The organism is Mesorhizobium sangaii, assembly GCF_014207355.1.
GTDB lineage: Bacteria > Pseudomonadota > Alphaproteobacteria > Rhizobiales > Rhizobiaceae > Mesorhizobium > Mesorhizobium sangaii.
Map to the genome: position 1 here is coordinate 755,702 of NZ_JACHEF010000001.1, position 16,014 is coordinate 771,715.

Sequence of the window (16,014 nt, forward strand, 5' to 3'; positions counted from 1 at the left end):
GCGAACTTCAATTTTCTTGGACCAGCGGAAACAACCCGCCGCCAACGCAATCGACAGGAAAACCCACGGAATGCGCACGGACACCGGCCAGGTCTTCAAGCTCGAAGACTACCGCCCCAATGACTACCTCATTCCGCAAACCAACCTCACCTTCCGCCTTTCGCCAGACGCAACGCGCGTCACCGCCGTGCTCACGGTCGAGCGCCGTGACGGCGTATCCGCGTCGGCTCCACTGGTGCTCGACGGCGACGGGCTGACGCTCAAGCGCATCGAGATCGGCGGCAAGAAAGCGAAACCGGCCGAAATGCTGGTAACGCCCGACCAACTGACGATCCTCGAGCCGCCGGCCGCGCGGCGCTTCCAGCTGCTCATCGAGACCGAATTGACGCCGGTGGGCAACGAAGCCCTGATGGGCCTTTACCGTTCGAGCAATGTCTACTGCACGCAATGCGAGGCCGAGGGCTTTCGCCGCATCACCTATTTCCTCGATCGCCCCGACATCCTGTCCGTCTACACGGTGCGCATCGAAGCCCTGCGCGAGGAGGCACCGCTGCTTTTGTCCAACGGCAACCCGGTCGACAAGGGTGACGTCGGCGATGGCTGGCACTATGCGGTGTGGCACGACCCCTTCCCCAAGCCGTCCTATCTGTTCGCGCTGGTGGCCGGCAATCTCGGCAAAGTCGCCGACAGTTTCGTCACCCTATCCGGCCGCATGGTCGAGCTCGGCATCTATGTCGAGCCCGGCAAGGAGAAGCTGGCTGGCTACGCGATGGACGCCCTGAAGCGGTCGATGAAATGGGACGAGGAGGCGTTCGGCCGCGAATACGACCTCGACGTCTTCAACATCGTCGCCGTCTCCGACTTCAACATGGGCGCGATGGAGAACAAGGGCCTCAACATCTTCAACGACAAATATGTGCTGGCCGACCAGGAGACAGCGACGGATGCCGATTTCGCCAATATCGAGGCGATCATCGCGCATGAGTATTTCCACAATTGGACAGGCAACAGAATCACTTGCCGCGACTGGTTCCAGCTCTGCCTGAAGGAAGGGCTGACGGTTTTCCGCGACCACGAATTCTCCGCCGACCAGCGCTCGCGCGCGGTCAAGCGCATCGCCGAAGTGCGCACGCTGCGCGCCCACCAGTTTCCCGAGGACCAGGGCCCCTTGGCGCATCCGGTGCGGCCGCGCCGCTACCGCGAGATCAACAATTTCTACACCGCGACGGTCTACGAGAAAGGCTCCGAAGTGGTGCGCATGATCCGCACCATTCTCGGGCCCGATGCCTTTCGTGCCGGCATGGACCTCTATTTCGAGCGTCACGACGGCGACGCGGCGACGATCGAGGATTTCATCAAGGTGTTCGAGGATGCGTCCGGCCGCGATCTGTCGCAGTTCGCGCTCTGGTACCACCAGGCAGGCACGCCCAATTTGACCATCAGTTCGACGCACAATCCGGCGTTGCAGGAGTTCATGCTCGAAATCGAGCAGTCGGTGCCGCCGACGCCCTCCGAAAGCCGCAAGCGGCTGATGCATATCCCGCTCGCCTTCGGCCTGATCGGCGCCGGCGGCCAGCCGGTCGACTATAGCGGCGTCGAGGGCGCCAGCGTCGAGGACGGCGTCATCCATGTCCGCAAGCGCCGCCACATGGTGCGGTTCTCAGGTGTTGCCGAACGCCCGGCGGTGTCGCTCAACCGCGGCTTTTCGGCGCCGGTGACGCTGTCCGTCGAGCAGAAGGCCGACGACCAGTTCTTCCTCGCCCGCCATGACAGCGACTCCTTCTCGCGCTGGCAGGCCTTCAACACGCTGTTGACCGACGCGCTGATTGCCGCCTCCCGCGAGATCCTCGGCGGCAGGCAGCCGGTTTTCGCGTCGCGGCTGACCGAACTCGCCGGCGCCATCGCCGGCGACGAAACGCTGGAGCCGGCCTACCGGGCGCTGGCGCTGGCGCTGCCTGGCGAGGCCGACATTGCCCGCGACATCGGCAGCAACATCGACCCCGACGCCATCTACGCTGCCCGCGAGGCACTTGCACTGGCAATAGGCACCGCCAACCCTGACAATTTTGCCGGCCTCTACGACAGGCTTGCCGACAAAGCGGCGTTCAGCCCGGATGCGGCGAGCGCCGGACGACGGGCCTTGCGCAACACCCTGCTTGACTATCTCTCGATGCAGCTGGGGGGAGCAGCACTTGCCGCCGGACATTTCCAATCGGCGACCAACATGACCGACCGCGCGGCGGCCCTTGCCGTGCTTGCCCATCGCCACCACTGTTCGCCCCAGGCGATCCAGGCGCTGGCGGCTTTCGAGACGACTTATGGCTCCGACCCGCTGATCATGGACAAATGGTTCCAGATCCAGGCCAGCGTGCCCGGCCCGCAGGCCGTCGACACGGTGCGCGCGCTGACCGCTCATCCCGCTTTCTCGATGCACAATCCGAACCGGGTGCGCTCGTTGATCGGCACATTCTCCAGCGCCAACCAGACCGGCTTCCACCGCGCGGATGGCGAGGGCTACCGGTTCTTCTCGCAGACCGTGCTCGAGGTTGAAAAGCGCAATCCGCAATTGGCGGCGAGGCTGGCGACGGCACTCCGCTCATGGCGTTCGCTCGAACCTGGCCGACAGGCCAAGGCCAGGGAAGCGCTGCTTTCGATCGCCAAAGCCGGAGACCTGTCGGCGGATCTGAGCGATATTGTCGATCGCACCCTGGCGTAGGCCTGCGCTCTCTCCCGGAAAAGGCCGTTTCGGCACTATTTTAGTCGATTTTTAATCTTTTTTCGCCGGACCACTGGACAAGGCGAATCACCTTTGATTCTTTACTGACGATTCGGATGTGCGGCGTTTGCCGGATCAAAGCAGCATAGGCAACTTCGGGGAGTGCCATTTATGGCGAAGGCGGACGCGTGGGGCGCGCCCGGGGGGAAGGTTTTTGCGCATCGCGAGACGCGAAGCGACGGCCTTGCCGGGAACACGCGGCTCATCGCCGAACCGGCCTACCGGCGGCTTCTGGCCGCCGAGCCGCTGCTGCGCCGATCGATACCGGCCCTCATCATCACCTTCCTGATCGTCATCGCAGCATTGCGGGTCCTGTCGCTGATGAACGAGCGCGACGATGTCGAACGCAACGCCAAGGCGATCCTCACGCTGGCGGCGGGTCAGCTGGCGAGTTCGCTCGCCACCACTTCGGACACGATGCCGGGCGCCATCCAGGACCTGCTGGAGACCACCAGCCGTCAGGGCGCGATGGGGCGCAGTCATGTGCTCGTCATCACCGACAGCGCTTTCAAGATCGTCGCGGTGACACCGCGCTCGATGCCATGGCAAAGCCATTCGCTCGACGGCCTCGTCCAGGGCGGCCAGCCATTGTTTATGTTCGGCGACCGCGCCGGCGTGATGGAGGTCAACATCGGCGGACGGGACTGGTATGCGGCGGTCAGCCTGGCGAACGGGCGAAAGGGTGCCGCGGCGGCCCTGGTCCCACAGGACGCGGTTTTCGACACCTGGCGCAAGACTGTTTCGTTGAACGTCACCCTGTTCGTGCTGACGGCCGGCGTGCTGATCGTCATCCTCTACGCCTATTTCGGCCAGGCGGCACGCGCGCAGGCCGCCGATCGCATCTATCTCGAAGCGCATCAGCGCATCGACATGGCGCTGGTTCGCGGCCGCTGCGGCCTGTGGGACTGGGACATGGTGCGCGGCAAGATGTACTGGTCGCGCTCGATGTACGACATGCTCGGCTACAAGCCTTGCGACACGATGCTGTCCTTCGGAGAGGTCGACGAGATCATCCATCCCGAGGACGGCGACCTGTTCGAGCTCGCCAACAGAATCGTCGCACGCGAAATCGACCATATCGACCAGGTGTTCCGCATGCGGCATGCCGACGGCCAATGGGTCTGGATGCGCGCCCGGGCACAGGTCATCGATCCTGAAGCGCCGGAGATCCAGCTCATCGGCATCGCCGTCGATGTCACCGAACAGCGCCATCTGGCGCTGCGTTCCGAGGCGGCCGACCTTCGCCTCCGAACGGCGATCGAAAACATCAACGAATCCTTCGTGTTGTGGGATTCGGCCCAGCGACTGATCATGTGCAATTCCAAATACCAGCAGGACAACGGGCTTTCGGACCGCGACGTGATGCCGGGCACCGCGCGCGCGGTGCTGGAAGAACGGATGCTGGCCTTTGCTTCCGAACGGCGGCTTGCCAACACCAGCGGACTGCAGGGCGGCGCCACTTTCGAGCGGCAGCTGGCCGACGGCCGCTGGCTGCAGGTCAACGAACTGAAGACCCGTGACGGCGGCATCGTCTCGGTCGGCTCCGACATCACCCAGATCAAGCTGCACCAGGAGAAGCTGGTGGACAGCGAGCGCCGACTGATGGCGACGATCCATGATCTGAGCCTCGCGCGCCGGGCCGAAGAGGAGCGATCGCGCGAACTGGTCGACCTCAACCGCAAATACATGAAGGAAACCGAACGCGCCGAAGCGGCGAACCGGGCGAAATCCGAATTCCTGGCCAACATGTCACACGAATTGCGCACGCCGCTGAACGCCATCATCGGCTTCTCCGAACTGATGGAACAGGGCCTGTTCGGTCCGCTGGGGTCGGAGCGCTACGAGGAATATGCCACCGACATCAACAGCAGCGGCAAATATCTGCTGGGTGTCATCAACGACATTCTCGACATGTCCAAGATCGAGGCTGGCCAATTCTCGCTGGACCAGGAACAGATCGACCTCGGTCCGCTGATCAGCGAGACGGTTCGCGTCGTCTCGCTGCAGGCGGCGCAAAAGGCGATCACCGTGGAAACACGCATCGCCGACGCGCTGACGCTGTTCGCAGATCGCCGCGCGATCAAGCAGATCGTCATCAACCTCTTGTCCAACGCGGTGAAATTCACCGGTCAGGGCGGCCACATATCGGTCAGGGCCCGCAACACCTCCGGCGCACTGGTGCTGACCATCGAGGACAATGGCTGCGGCATCCCTAAAGACGCGCTCGGCAAGCTCGGCCGACCCTTCGAACAGGTGCAGAACCAGTTCTCCAAGAGCCATGCCGGATCCGGCCTTGGCCTCGCCATCTCACGCTCGCTGGCCGAGCTCCAGGGTGGCGCGCTGAAGATCCGTTCGACCGAAGGCGTCGGCACGATCGTCTCGGTGCGTATTCCGGTGAAGAAGAGCGCGCCTGCGATCAAGGTCGCGGCCTGAGCAACCACAGGCTCCGACTGACGTCGCCGGAGCCTGGATCGGACAGCCTCACTGCATGCCGCCTTCGTTGTCGTCGCCATCCCATTCATGATGACGACCAAAGCGGCCGCCCTTCGGCAGTTCGCTCTTCTCGATCTTGCCGTCATTGTTCCTGTCGAGCATGGCAAAGACCTTCTTCTGGCGACTGGTGATGTCGTCTGATGTCAGCGTGCCATCGCCCCTGGTGTCGTAGCGGGCGATGATGCGTTTGGCCATCTGCTCAAAACGCGCCTTCTCCAGTGCATCGGCGAGCTGGGCGACGGTCAGTTTGCCGCCATTGTCGGCGACGAGTTTCTTCAGCCGCGCGTTCATGGCGTCGGAAAACTGGTCGAAGCTGATGGTGCCGTTGGAATCGCTCATCGCCTTGCTGAGGCGCATCATCGTGCCCTCGCGCAGCTTTTCGCTGGCATTGTTTTCGGCATAGGCAGTGGTTCCGACGGCGCCGGCCAGGGCGACGAAGGCAAGGGCAAGCTTGGTTGTCGTTCTCATGGTCTTCTCCTGTTGCATCGTCACCCCCGATGCGGTCAGAGATAACCGCTCGTCGCGATCATCCCGTACGAAGCAAAAGGTCAAAGTCCTTCCTGACCTTTTGCGACGTCTCCTTGAGGTGCGCTTCCAGCACACCGAAATCCGGCAGGTCAGTCACCGCCAGAAGCAGATCCGAAAGCCCCGGCGGAACATCGTCGCGCTCGAAAGGTCCGGTGAGGCACAGCCGCGTCATCTGGGTCAGCGCCAGATAGAGCGCATAGGCATCGCCAAGTTCCTGCCTGACCCCGGCATCGGCAAAGCCCGGCGCCAGGCGCGACAGGATTTCGGCCGTGCCGGTGGCACGTATAACGGACGAGGCACGTGTAACGGCCGGGGCACGTGCAACGGCCGGGGCACGTGCAACGGTCGGGGCACGTGCAATTGGCACGGCCGGGGCACGCGGCGCGGCTTCGACCTGCCCGGTGAGTACGGCTACCTGGGCGATGAATTCGAGATCGATCAGGCCGCCGGGGATCAGTTTGATGTCCCATATGTCGCGCGGCGGCTTTTCCTTTTCGATCATGGCGCGCATTTCCGAGGCCCCGGCCATCACCTTTTTCGCATCGCGCGGCTGGCCGAGCACTGCCGCCACTTCCGCCTCAACCTCGCTGCACAGGCCGGCATCGCCGGCAATGGCACGCGCCCGCGACAGCGCCATGTGCTCCCAGGTCCAGGCCTCCTGGCGCTGGTACTTCTTGAAGGCATCGATGTGGGTGGCGACTGGACCCTTGTTGCCGGATGGCCGCAGGCGCAGGTCGAGTTCGTAGAGCACGCCTTCCGCGGTTGGCGCGGACACGGCCGCGATCAGCCGCTGCGTCATGCGGGTGTAGTAATGCGAAGGCGCCAGCGGCTTGTCGCCATCGGATTCCTCGGCGTCCGGCGCGTGGTCGTAGAGCAGGATTAGGTCGACGTCCGATCCGGCGGTCAACTCGCGGCTGCCGAGCTTGCCCATGCCGAGCAGCGAAACCACGCCGCCGGCAATCGTGCCATGGCGTGCCGCGAATTCAGCGGTCACCGCCTGCAACGCCGCCTCGATGGTGAGATCCGCCAGATCGGAAAAGGCGCGGCCGGCTCGAGCCGGATCGATCGAGCCGGCCAGCAGCCGGACACCGATCAGGAACTTTTGCTCGGAGGCAAAAATACGCAGCCGGTCGAGCACGTCCTCATAAAGCCGGTCGCCCTCGACAAAGGCGGAAAGCCGCGCCGACAGATAGGCACGGTCCGGCAATTCGGTCAGCAAGGCCGGGTCGAGCAAGCCATCGAAGACATGCGGCCGGCGCGTGATGATCGCCGCCAGCCGGGGTGCGGCACCCATGATCGTCGCCATGAGCTTCAACAGGGCCGGATTGGACTGCAGCAACGAAAACAGCTGGATGCCGGCAGGCAGGCCAGCGAGAAACTCGTCGAAGCGTATCAAGGCTTCGTCGGCCCGGCGCGTCTGGCCGAAGGACCGCAGCAGCGCCGGCGTCAGTTCCGTCAACCGCTCACGCGCTTCCGCCGACTGAGTGACGCGATAGCGGCCGAAATGCCAGCCGCGGATGACCCGGCAGATGTCGCTCGGCCGCTGAAAGCCGAGACCGTGCAAGGTCCGCAGCGTGTCGGGATCATCGACATCGCCGGTGAAGACCAGATTGCCGATGCCTGTCGAAAGCTCCGGCGCGGTTTCGAACAGCGCTGCGTAGTGGCGTTCGACCTTTTGCAGCGAGGCGCGGAAGGCCTGGGAAAAGGCGGCGGCATCGTCAAAGCCGAGCATGTGGGCGATGCGCTCCAGCCCTTCGTCGTCTTCCGGCAGCGTGTGCGTCTGCTCGTCGGCAACCATCTGCACGGCATGTTCGACACGCCGCAGGAACCAGTACTGTCGGGCCAGCGCATCGCCGGCGTCCGATGTGATCCAGCTGCGCGTCGCAAGCTGGCCGAGCATCGGCACGGTCTCTCGCCCGCGCAGTTCCGGGAAACGTCCGCCGGCGATGAGTTGCTGGGTCTGGACGAAGAACTCGATCTCGCGAATGCCGCCACGACCGAGCTTGACGTTGTGGCCCTTCACGGCGATCTCGCCATGGCCCTTGTGGGCGTGGATCTGGCGCTTGATCGAATGGACATCGGCAATCGCCGCGTAGTCCATGTATTTTCGCCAGATATAGGGCTGCAACTCCTTGAGGAAGGCAGCGCCGGCGGCGAGGTCGCCGGCGACCGGACGCGCCTTGATCATCGCGGCGCGCTCCCAGTTCTGGCCGCGCGCCTCATAATAGCGCAGCGCGGCTTCGACAGGGATCGCCAGCGGTGTCGAACCGGGATCGGGGCGCAACCTCAGATCGGTGCGGAATACATAACCATGCTCGGTGCGGTCCTGCAGGATGCGCACCAGGCGACGCGTCAGGCGCGAAAACAGCTCGGTAGCGTCGAGCGGATCGACGACGGCGGGCGCTTCCGGATCGAAGAAGACGACGAGATCGATGTCGGAGGAAAAATTCAGCTCGTGCGCGCCGAGCTTGCCCATGCCGAGCAGGATCCAGCCCGATTGCTTCGATGGATCGTCGAGATCCGGCAGTTTGAGCTTGCCCTGGCCATGGGCGTCGCGCAGCAGGAAGTCGACGGCGGCGCGGGTGCAGGCGTCGGCAAGGTCGCTCAACCGCCGCACGGTCAGCGCCGTTTCGGCTTCGCCGGCAAGATCGGCCAACGCGATCAGGAAATGCGCCTCGGCCTTCCACTGGCGCAGTTCCATCATCAGGCCGGATTCCGAGACCGCCTCGGCCAAATGCGCTTGGCCGATGGCGGCGCCGATCGCTTTCAGCCGCGCCTCGACAGTCTGCTCGAACAGTCCGTCCAGGATCTCCGGCCGGCGACGCGCCGTATCGCGCAGGAACGGCGACAGATCGAAGACGGCTGCCAGAAAATCCTGGCCTGGCCCCTTATCGGCGAGGAATTTGGCCAACCGCGCCAGCCCCTCTTCCCGCGCTGCGGAAGCGATCTCGGCCAGCCCTTGCCCCGCCCGGTTTTCGTCGAGCGGAGCAAGACTGGCGACCAGCTTCAGCAGCCAGTCTGTCTCCACCTGCTCGGCAGCCGTGCTCATCAGTGATCCTCCCGCGAGGGGAAACTCATGACCACGGATAATCCGGGATCGCCAGGCAAGAGATCAAGCCGGCCATTGTGGAATGTCATGACCGCCTTGGCGAGGCTCAGGCCAAGACCGGAACCCGGCTGCGAACGGCTTTTCTCCAGCCGCACGAAACGCTCGGTCGCGCGGGAACGGTCGCCATCGTCGGGAATGCCATGGCCATTGTCGACGACCGACAGCCGAACTTCAGTGCCGATCCGCTCAACCGCCACGCGCACGGCCGGTTGGGCGTTGGAGTCGGTCGAATATTTGATGGCGTTGTCGACGATGTTCGACAGTGCCTGGCCGATCAATTCGCGGTTGCCGTTGACGAAGACCGTCTCCCGCACGTCTGTCTCCAGCGAGACACCTGCCTCCTCCGCCACCGGCTCGTAGAGCTCGACGACGTCGCGCACGGCTTCCGCAAGGTCGACGCGGTTGGTGTTCTCGGAGGAGTAGCCAGCCTCCAGCCGGGAGATCATCAGGATGGCGTTGAAGGTTTTTATGAGCTGGTCGGACTCGGCAATCGTGCCTTCCAGCGCCTGGCGGTAATCGGTCGTCTTGTGCTTGCCCGCAAGAGTCGCCTCGGCCCGGTTGCGCAGCCGAGTCAGCGGCGTTTTCAAATCATGCGCGATGTTGTCGGAAACCTGTTTCAGGCCTTCGTTGAGCGTGGCGATCCTGGCCAGCATGGAATTGAGGTTTTCGGAGAGCCGGTCGAACTCGTCACCGGCGCCGGTCACGGGCAACCGGCCGGAAAGATCGCCGCCCATGATGCGGCGGCTGGCTTCCGACACGCTGTCGATGCGCTTCAGCGCGGCGCGGCCAACAAAGAACCAGATCAGCAGTCCGCCCAGCCCCATCATGCCAAGCGCCAGCATCAGGGCGCGGCGAATGACGGCGCGGAACCGCTCCGGCTCGCCGAGGTCGCGGCCGACCAGCATGATCATCTGGTTGGGCAGCCGAAGCACCAAGGCAATGGCGTTGTGGCCCTTCTCGCCCTGCGCCTGCGCTTCGTTCGGGTCGGATTGAGTGGTGCTCTGGTCCGCCGGCAGGTTGCGCTGCCGCTCGAGCTCGCCCTCGCCAAAGCGCTGATAGGAGAACGGGCTGTTGGTCCAGCCTTCGGTTTCGAGCACGCCCGGCTCCAGGCTCTGCACGTTGCCGGTCAGGATCTGGCCGTTGGCGTCGGCGATCAGATAGAGGTTGGCGCCGGGCTGGCGCGAGCGCTGCTCGACAACGCGCACCAGGATCGGCAGGCCGCCACGCTGATAGGCGCGGGCAAGGCCAAGCACTTCGTCGTTGATGGTCTCTTGCGTCTGCGCGGTCAGCATGCGCGCCGACAGCGAGGTCATGTAGAAGACGAGCAGTACGGCGCAGAGGGCGAAGAGCAGGAGGTAGAGCGCCGAAAGCCGCGCTGCCGTCGTCTTCATGATGGCTGGCACGGAAAGGGCCATGCTGCAGCTAGCCGCTCTTCAGCATGTAACCGGCGCCGCGAACCGTATGCAGTATGGCCTTGTCGAAACCTTTCTCGATCTTGCCGCGCAGCCGCGAAACATGGACGTCGATGACATTGGTCTGCGGATCGAAATGGTAGTCCCAGACATTTTCGAGCAGCATGGTGCGCGTCACCACCTGGCCGGCATGGCGCATCAGATACTCCAGCAGGCGAAATTCGCGCGGCTGCAGCGTGATCTCCCGCGCCGCGCGGCGGACCGAATGCGACAGCCTGTCGAGTTCCAGATCGCCGACGCGGTAGACGGTTTCCGCTTCCTTGGCGCTGGCGCGGCGGTTCAGCACCTCGACGCGGGCCAGAAGCTCCGAGAAGGCATAGGGCTTGGTCAGATAATCGTCGCCGCCAGCGCGCAGGCCGGTGACCCGGTCGTCGACCTCGCCGAGCGCCGACAGGATCAGCACGGGCGTCGTATTTCCCCTGGACCTCAGGCCGGCAATGACCGACAGGCCGTCGCGGCGCGGCATCATCCGGTCGATGACCATCACGTCGTAGTCGCCGGCGTCGGCGAGCGCAAAGCCGGTTTCGCCGTCTCCGGCAACATGGGCAGTGTGACCGGCCTCGGTGAAGGCTTTCTGCAAGTAATCCGCAGCCTCGCGATCGTCTTCTATGACGAGAATCTTCATAGGACTGTTATACGCGATTTCGCTGGAAGGTTGAGTGGCAGACATCTGCATTGTGGCCTTTGCCAAAGCGCATCGCGATCAAGATCATCCGAAGCCGCGCGCGATAAAAATCCTTGTCCGACGTCGTTGCGCCAAGACCGCTGAACGCTTTTTTGACGACATGCCTGGGGTGCGGCAGCGGGCGATGGGAAGCCCGCTGCCGCCGGGGAGAGCGCGATGACTGACTAACGCGCGCTCCTCCATGCTTTCCCGTACGTCGGCTCGGGGGTGTTGAAACCGCCGCACTGGAAAAGTCGAACCTGCCGCCGGGGCGCCCTCATCCGCAGGGAGAAGACAAGAACGCTCCGGAGACGTGCCTCAGCCCTTGGCGACGGGCAGTGCGACGAAACGATTGTTGTCGTCGCGGGTGATCTGCATCAGCACGGCCTTGCGGCCGGACTTGACTGCCTCGGTCATCGCCTTGGTGACGTCGTCGGTGGCGTTCACTTCGGTCGAATTGACCGATGTGATGATGTCGCCCGGCTGGATGCCGCGGTCGGCGGCATCGCTGTCGGGATCGACATCGGTCACCACCAGCCCCTTGCCGTTTTCGGACTTGGTGACGGTCATGCCGAGATCGGCCAGCGAGTCGGGCTTGGCCGGAGCGGCAGGCTGCTGCTGGTCGGCAGAAGCCTGCTTGTCGCTCGAGGGCAGTTTGCCGAGATCGACCTTGACCGTCTGGCTCTTGCCATCACGCCAAACGGTGACGTCGACCGACTTGCCGGGCGAGTAGGCGCCGATCAGACGGGCCAGTTCCTTCGGCGAAGCAACGTCCTTGCCGTCGACCTGGGTGATCACGTCACCAGCAATGATGCCGGCCTTCTTGCCGGGACCCTCGTCCTGAGCGCTGGAAACCAGTGCCCCATTCTGCGACTTCAGGCCCAGCGATTCGGCGATGTCGGAGGTGACCGGCTGGATTTCGACACCGAGCCAGCCACGCTGCACGGAACCGCTCTTCATCAGGTCCTGAACGACCTGCTTGGCGGTCGACGCGGGAATGTCGAAGGCGATGCCAACGCTGCCACCTGACGGCGAGAAGATCGCGGTGTTGATGCCGACGACCTGGCCGTTGAGGTTGAAGGTCGGGCCGCCCGAATTGCCGCGATTGACCGAAGCGTCGATCTGGAGGAAGTCGTCATAGGGGCCAGCGCCGATGTCGCGGCCACGGGCCGAGACGATGCCGGCGGTAACCGTGCCGCCGAGGCCGAACGGATTGCCTACGGCCACCACCCAGTCGCCGACGCGGACCTTGGAGTCGTCCGCGAAGTCGACATAGGTGAACTTGCCGACGCCGTCGACCTTGAGCACGGCGAGATCGGTGCGAGGATCGGTGCCGATCAGCTTGGCGTCGAGTTCCTTGCCGTCGTTCATCACCACGGTGAATGCCGAGCCTTCCTCGACAACATGGTTGTTGGTGACGAGATAGCCGTCATCGGAGATGAAGAAGCCGGAGCCCTGCGCCACTGGGCGCGGCTGGTCGTTGTTGTGATCGCGGTGGCCGAAGCGACGGATACCACCCTGGCCATTCTGGTCGCCAAAGCCACGGAACTCCTTGAAGAAGCGGCGCAGCTGCGGATTGTCGGGCAGGTTGTTCATGCCGTCCGGATCGTCGGACTGATCGGAGCCATCATCGGCCGCTGGGCTGATCTTGGCCTTGACCTTGACGCTGACCACAGCGGGAGAAACGCGCTCGACGACGTCGGCGAAGCCCGGCACCTGCGGCGCCTCGACACGCACGGCATCGGCCAGAACGGGCCCTGTTCCAGTCGTCAGCGCACCGATACCGATCGCGCCGGCAACGGCGATGGATGCGACGGCGGCCATCAGACGCTTGCGGGTGACGGAATATGAATTGGGGGCAATATTCATGGGGTCTCGTATCCTCTTTCAAATGGACGCCCTTGATCGGCATCCTCGGGAAAGAGAATTAGAGAGGCGCACATTACAGCGCCATTTCCGACACATGAAACTTTGGTAATGTTGCGGGGTCACCGCAGCCGTCAGTCGCGGCGCAAAATGGCGTCCAGCGATGCCTGCTCTTCCGCGGACAGGGATTTTGTTGCCAGCGTGCGACGCGACCGCGCCGTCATCACAATGAACATGCCGCCAACGAGCAGCAGAATGACCGGCGTACCCCACAGCAACGCATTGCGCAGGTCGAAGCGCGGCCTCAGCAGCACGAACTCGCCGTAACGCGACACGACATAGTCCATCACTTGCTGATCGGTATCGCCGGCAACGAGGCGTTGGCGCACAAGGATGCGCAGGTCACGGGCGAGATCGGCGTCGGATTCGTCGATCGACTGGTTCTGGCAGACCATGCAGCGCAGGCCTTCGGACAGCGCCCGCGCCCTCGCCTCGAGCGCCGGATCGGCCAGCATCTCGTCCGGCTTCACGGCCTGTGCCGCGCCGGCAAAGAGAAGCGCCAGCAGCAGAACGATCGAAGCCAGCGAAAGCCGGGCGCTCATGGCAGGCCCGTGGACGGAATGGCGCTGGCCTGCTTGCGCCGGCGCGACGGTGCTCCGACACGCAGGCGCCTGTCCATCAGCGACATGGCAGCGCCCGCCATCATCACCAGGCCGCCGCCCCAGATCAGCGTCACCAGCGGCTTCCACCACAGGCGCACCACGACGGAGCCATCCTTGCCCTCGTCGCCGAGCGAGATGTAGAGCTGGGAGAGGCCCATCGTCCTGATGCCGGACTCCGTCGTCGTCATCTGCCGCACCGAATAGAAGCGCTTGGCGGAGCTGATTTCGCCAATTGCGCTGCCGCTGACGCCGATCAGTTCGAAGCGGCCGCGATCCTCGCTGTAGTTCGGACCCTGGGCAGGATAAAGCCCGACGAAGCGCAGCGTGTGGCCGGACAGCTCGACGGTTTCGCCGGCATGCATCGACAGGATCTTTTCAGTGCCGAAGCAAAGCGTGCCGACGATGCCGAGCGTGGTCAGGCCAAGGCCAAGATGCGCAAAGGCAGTGCCGAAGACCGAGCGCGGCAAGCCGAGCAGGCGCCTGACCATGATCCCGGTTGCTACATTGCCGAAGCCTGACTTGACCGCGAGATCGGTGAGCGCGCCAAGGATCAGCCAGACGGCGAGGCCGACGCCAAGCGCGGCGAACACCGAGGCGCCGTCGATGAACAGAGCGGTGACCAGCGTCGCCAGAAGGGCTGCGGCAAAGGCCACCATCAGGCGCTGGGCGACAGCGAAGACGTCGCCGCGCTTCCAGGCCAGCAGCGGCCCGAACGGAACCAGTACCAGCAGCGGCACCATCAGCGGGCCGAAGGTCAGGTTGAAGAACGGCGCGCCGACCGAGATCTTGTCGGCGGAAAAGGCTTCGACGGCGAGCGGATAGAGCGTGCCGACGAGCACGGTCGCAGTCGCCGTGGTCAGGAACAGATTGTTGAGGACGAGCGCGCCTTCGCGCGAAATCGGGTGAAACAGACCGCCAGCCGTCAACCGGGAGGCGCGCAAGGCGAACAGCACCAGCGAACCGCCGATGAACAGCGTCAGGATGCACAGGATGAAGACGCCGCGCGTCGGATCGGTGGCGAAGGCGTGGACGGAGGTCAGCACACCCGAGCGCACCAGGAAGGTGCCGAGCAGCGACAGCGAAAAGGTCAGGATGGCGAGCAGCAGCGTCCAGATCTTCAGCGCCGAGCGCTTTTCCATGACGATTGCCGAATGCAGCAGCGCGGTGCCCGCCAGCCACGGCATGAAGGAGGCGTTCTCGACCGGGTCCCAGAACCAGAAACCACCCCAGCCAAGCTCGTAATAGGCCCAGTACGATCCCATGGCGATGCCGCCGGTCAGGAACATCCAGGCGACCAACGTCCACGGCCGCACCCAGCGCGCCCAGGACGCGTCGATGCGCCCTTCCATGAGGGCGGCGACCGAGAAGGAAAAGCAGATCGAGAAGCCGACATAGCCGAGATAGAGAAACGGCGGGTGGATGGCGAGGCCGAGGTCCTGCAGGATTGGGTTGAGATCGCGGCCTTCGATCGGCGCCGGATTGAGCCGGATGAACGGATTGGACGTCGCCAGGATGAACAGGAAGAAGGCGGCACCGATGGCGCCTTGCACGGCAAGCACATTGGCGCGCAGCGTTGCCGGCAGGTTTGATCCGAAAGCGGCGACAAGCGCGCCGAAGAAGGTCAGGATCAGCACCCAGAGCAGCATCGAGCCTTCGTGATTGCCCCAGGTTCCGGTGATCTTGTAGATCATAGGCTGGAGCGAATGCGAGTTTTCCCATACGCTCGCCACCGAGAAGTCGGAGCTCGCATAGGCGCTCGCGAGCGCCCCGAAGGACAGCGCCGTCAAGGCAAAGCCGGTCACCGCAACCGGCCCGCCGACCGCCATCAGGCGCTGGTTGTTCAGGCGTGCGCCGAACAGCGGCACGATCGTCTGCACCAGGGAAAGCGCAAACGCCAGGACCAGCGCGAAATGTCCGGTTTCAACCATGGTTGCGCCCAGACTTTTGTTTGGCCGCAGGTTCTTGCCGCAAAACCGTGGGACACTTTTGCGGAACCTGCCTATTCACTCTTGCTCTCCTGCCAGACGCCCTTGGCCTTCAGGCCGTCGGCCACCTCCTTGGGCATATAGCGCTCATCATGCTTGGCCAGCACGCTGTCGGCAACGAAGGTGCCGTCAGGGCCGAAACTGCCCTCGGTGATGACGCCCTGCTCTTCGCGGAAAAGGTCGGGCAGGATGCCGGTGTAGGTGACCTTGACCGATTTGTGGGTGTCGGTGACCGAGAAGGCGACGGTCGCCCCCTGCCCACGCTGGATCGTGCCTTTCTCGACCAGCCCGCCCAGCCTGATGCGCTGGCCGGGCTGCACGCTGGCGGTGGTGAGGTCGGCCGGCATGTAGAAATAGGACGCCTTCTGGCCGAGCGCATAGAATGTCAACCCGGTGGCGGCACCCAGGAAGGCCAGCCCGCCCGCGATCACCGACAATCGTTTCTGCTTACGCGTCATA

The 16,014-nt window shown here is 64.0% G+C and carries 11 protein-coding genes; 3 read left to right on the top strand and 8 right to left on the bottom strand.

Annotated elements, in window-relative coordinates; genetic code table 11:
- The first annotated feature begins 70 nt into the window (after positions 1–70).
- Both pepN and HNQ71_RS03905 read left to right on the top strand, forming a co-directional pair.
- The gene (pepN, locus tag HNQ71_RS03900) at positions 71–2,716 is read left to right on the top strand and encodes an aminopeptidase N (RefSeq protein ID WP_184871257.1); all 2,646 of its coding nucleotides are present in this window, start codon (positions 71–73) and stop codon (positions 2,714–2,716) included.
- 171 nt (positions 2,717–2,887) lie between these two features.
- On the top strand, positions 2,888–5,209 hold the full coding sequence (locus HNQ71_RS03905; RefSeq protein ID WP_184871258.1) for a PAS domain-containing sensor histidine kinase: 2,322 nt from the start codon (positions 2,888–2,890) through the stop codon (positions 5,207–5,209).
- Positions 5,210–5,257: 48 nt separating this feature from the next.
- On the opposite strand, the gene HNQ71_RS03910 is transcribed toward HNQ71_RS03905, so the two are convergent.
- Genes HNQ71_RS03910 through HNQ71_RS03925 form a run of 4 tightly spaced genes read right to left on the bottom strand, consistent with a single transcriptional unit; the run spans position 5,258 to position 11,003 of the window.
- Positions 5,258–5,737: an EF-hand domain-containing protein gene (locus HNQ71_RS03910; protein ID WP_184871259.1), complete on the bottom strand. Its 480-nt coding sequence runs from the start codon at positions 5,735–5,737 to the stop codon at positions 5,258–5,260.
- A 58-nt stretch (positions 5,738–5,795) separates the two neighbouring features.
- Entirely contained in the window at positions 5,796–8,846 is a 3,051-nt protein-coding gene (locus HNQ71_RS03915; protein WP_184871260.1) for a bifunctional [glutamine synthetase] adenylyltransferase/[glutamine synthetase]-adenylyl-L-tyrosine phosphorylase, read from the bottom strand.
- A complete protein-coding gene (locus HNQ71_RS03920) occupies positions 8,846–10,321 on the bottom strand; it encodes a sensor histidine kinase (RefSeq protein WP_184871261.1) in 1,476 nt (491 codons plus the stop codon). The genes HNQ71_RS03915 and HNQ71_RS03920 overlap by 1 nt, the downstream gene beginning before the upstream one ends.
- Positions 10,322–10,328: 7 nt before the next feature.
- Complete coding sequence (locus HNQ71_RS03925; protein ID WP_184871262.1) at positions 10,329–11,003, bottom strand: response regulator transcription factor; 675 nt, start codon at positions 11,001–11,003, stop codon at positions 10,329–10,331.
- A gap of 34 nt (positions 11,004–11,037) precedes the next feature.
- Here HNQ71_RS03925 and HNQ71_RS03930 point away from each other — a divergent pair, with 34 nt between their 5' ends.
- Positions 11,038–11,223 carry a hypothetical protein gene (locus HNQ71_RS03930; RefSeq protein ID WP_184871263.1) on the top strand — a complete coding sequence of 62 codons (186 nt, stop codon included), beginning with the start codon at positions 11,038–11,040 and terminating at the stop codon, positions 11,221–11,223.
- A gap of 137 nt (positions 11,224–11,360) precedes the next feature.
- Here HNQ71_RS03930 and HNQ71_RS03935 read toward each other — a convergent pair whose 3' ends face one another.
- The 4 genes from HNQ71_RS03935 to ccmE form a co-directional block, all read right to left on the bottom strand.
- Positions 11,361–12,911 carry a Do family serine endopeptidase gene (locus tag HNQ71_RS03935; protein ID WP_184871264.1) on the bottom strand — a complete coding sequence of 517 codons (1,551 nt, stop codon included), beginning with the start codon at positions 12,909–12,911 and terminating at the stop codon, positions 11,361–11,363.
- A gap of 131 nt (positions 12,912–13,042) precedes the next feature.
- Positions 13,043–13,510: a cytochrome c-type biogenesis protein gene (locus HNQ71_RS03940; protein ID WP_184871265.1), complete on the bottom strand. Its 468-nt coding sequence runs from the start codon at positions 13,508–13,510 to the stop codon at positions 13,043–13,045.
- Positions 13,507–15,498, bottom strand: coding sequence for a heme lyase CcmF/NrfE family subunit (locus HNQ71_RS03945; protein ID WP_184871266.1), 1,992 nt, complete (start codon positions 15,496–15,498; stop codon positions 13,507–13,509). Before HNQ71_RS03945 ends, HNQ71_RS03940 begins: the two co-directional genes overlap by 4 nt.
- Before the next feature lie 71 nt (positions 15,499–15,569).
- Positions 15,570–16,013, bottom strand: coding sequence for a cytochrome c maturation protein CcmE (ccmE, locus tag HNQ71_RS03950; protein WP_095089931.1), 444 nt, complete (start codon positions 16,011–16,013; stop codon positions 15,570–15,572).
- Position 16,014: the final 1 nt, after the last annotated feature.

What these genes read in the sequence shown, in the direction of transcription:
- ccmE (WP_095089931.1), bottom strand. Translation starts at nt 16,013, where the DNA reads ATGACGCGTAAGCAGAAACGATTGTCGGTGATCGCGGGCGGGCTGGCC.
- HNQ71_RS03945 (WP_184871266.1), bottom strand. Translation starts at nt 15,498, where the DNA reads ATGGTTGAAACCGGACATTTCGCGCTGGTCCTGGCGTTTGCGCTTTCC.
- HNQ71_RS03925 (WP_184871262.1), bottom strand. Translation starts at nt 11,003, where the DNA reads ATGAAGATTCTCGTCATAGAAGACGATCGCGAGGCTGCGGATTACTTG.
- HNQ71_RS03920 (WP_184871261.1), bottom strand. Translation starts at nt 10,321, where the DNA reads ATGGCCCTTTCCGTGCCAGCCATCATGAAGACGACGGCAGCGCGGCTT.
- HNQ71_RS03905 (WP_184871258.1), top strand. Translation starts at nt 2,888, where the DNA reads ATGGCGAAGGCGGACGCGTGGGGCGCGCCCGGGGGGAAGGTTTTTGCG.
- pepN (WP_184871257.1), top strand. Translation starts at nt 71, where the DNA reads ATGCGCACGGACACCGGCCAGGTCTTCAAGCTCGAAGACTACCGCCCC.
- HNQ71_RS03940 (WP_184871265.1), bottom strand. Translation starts at nt 13,510, where the DNA reads ATGAGCGCCCGGCTTTCGCTGGCTTCGATCGTTCTGCTGCTGGCGCTT.
- HNQ71_RS03910 (WP_184871259.1), bottom strand. Translation starts at nt 5,737, where the DNA reads ATGAGAACGACAACCAAGCTTGCCCTTGCCTTCGTCGCCCTGGCCGGC.
- HNQ71_RS03915 (WP_184871260.1), bottom strand. Translation starts at nt 8,846, where the DNA reads ATGAGCACGGCTGCCGAGCAGGTGGAGACAGACTGGCTGCTGAAGCTG.
- HNQ71_RS03935 (WP_184871264.1), bottom strand. Translation starts at nt 12,911, where the DNA reads ATGAATATTGCCCCCAATTCATATTCCGTCACCCGCAAGCGTCTGATG.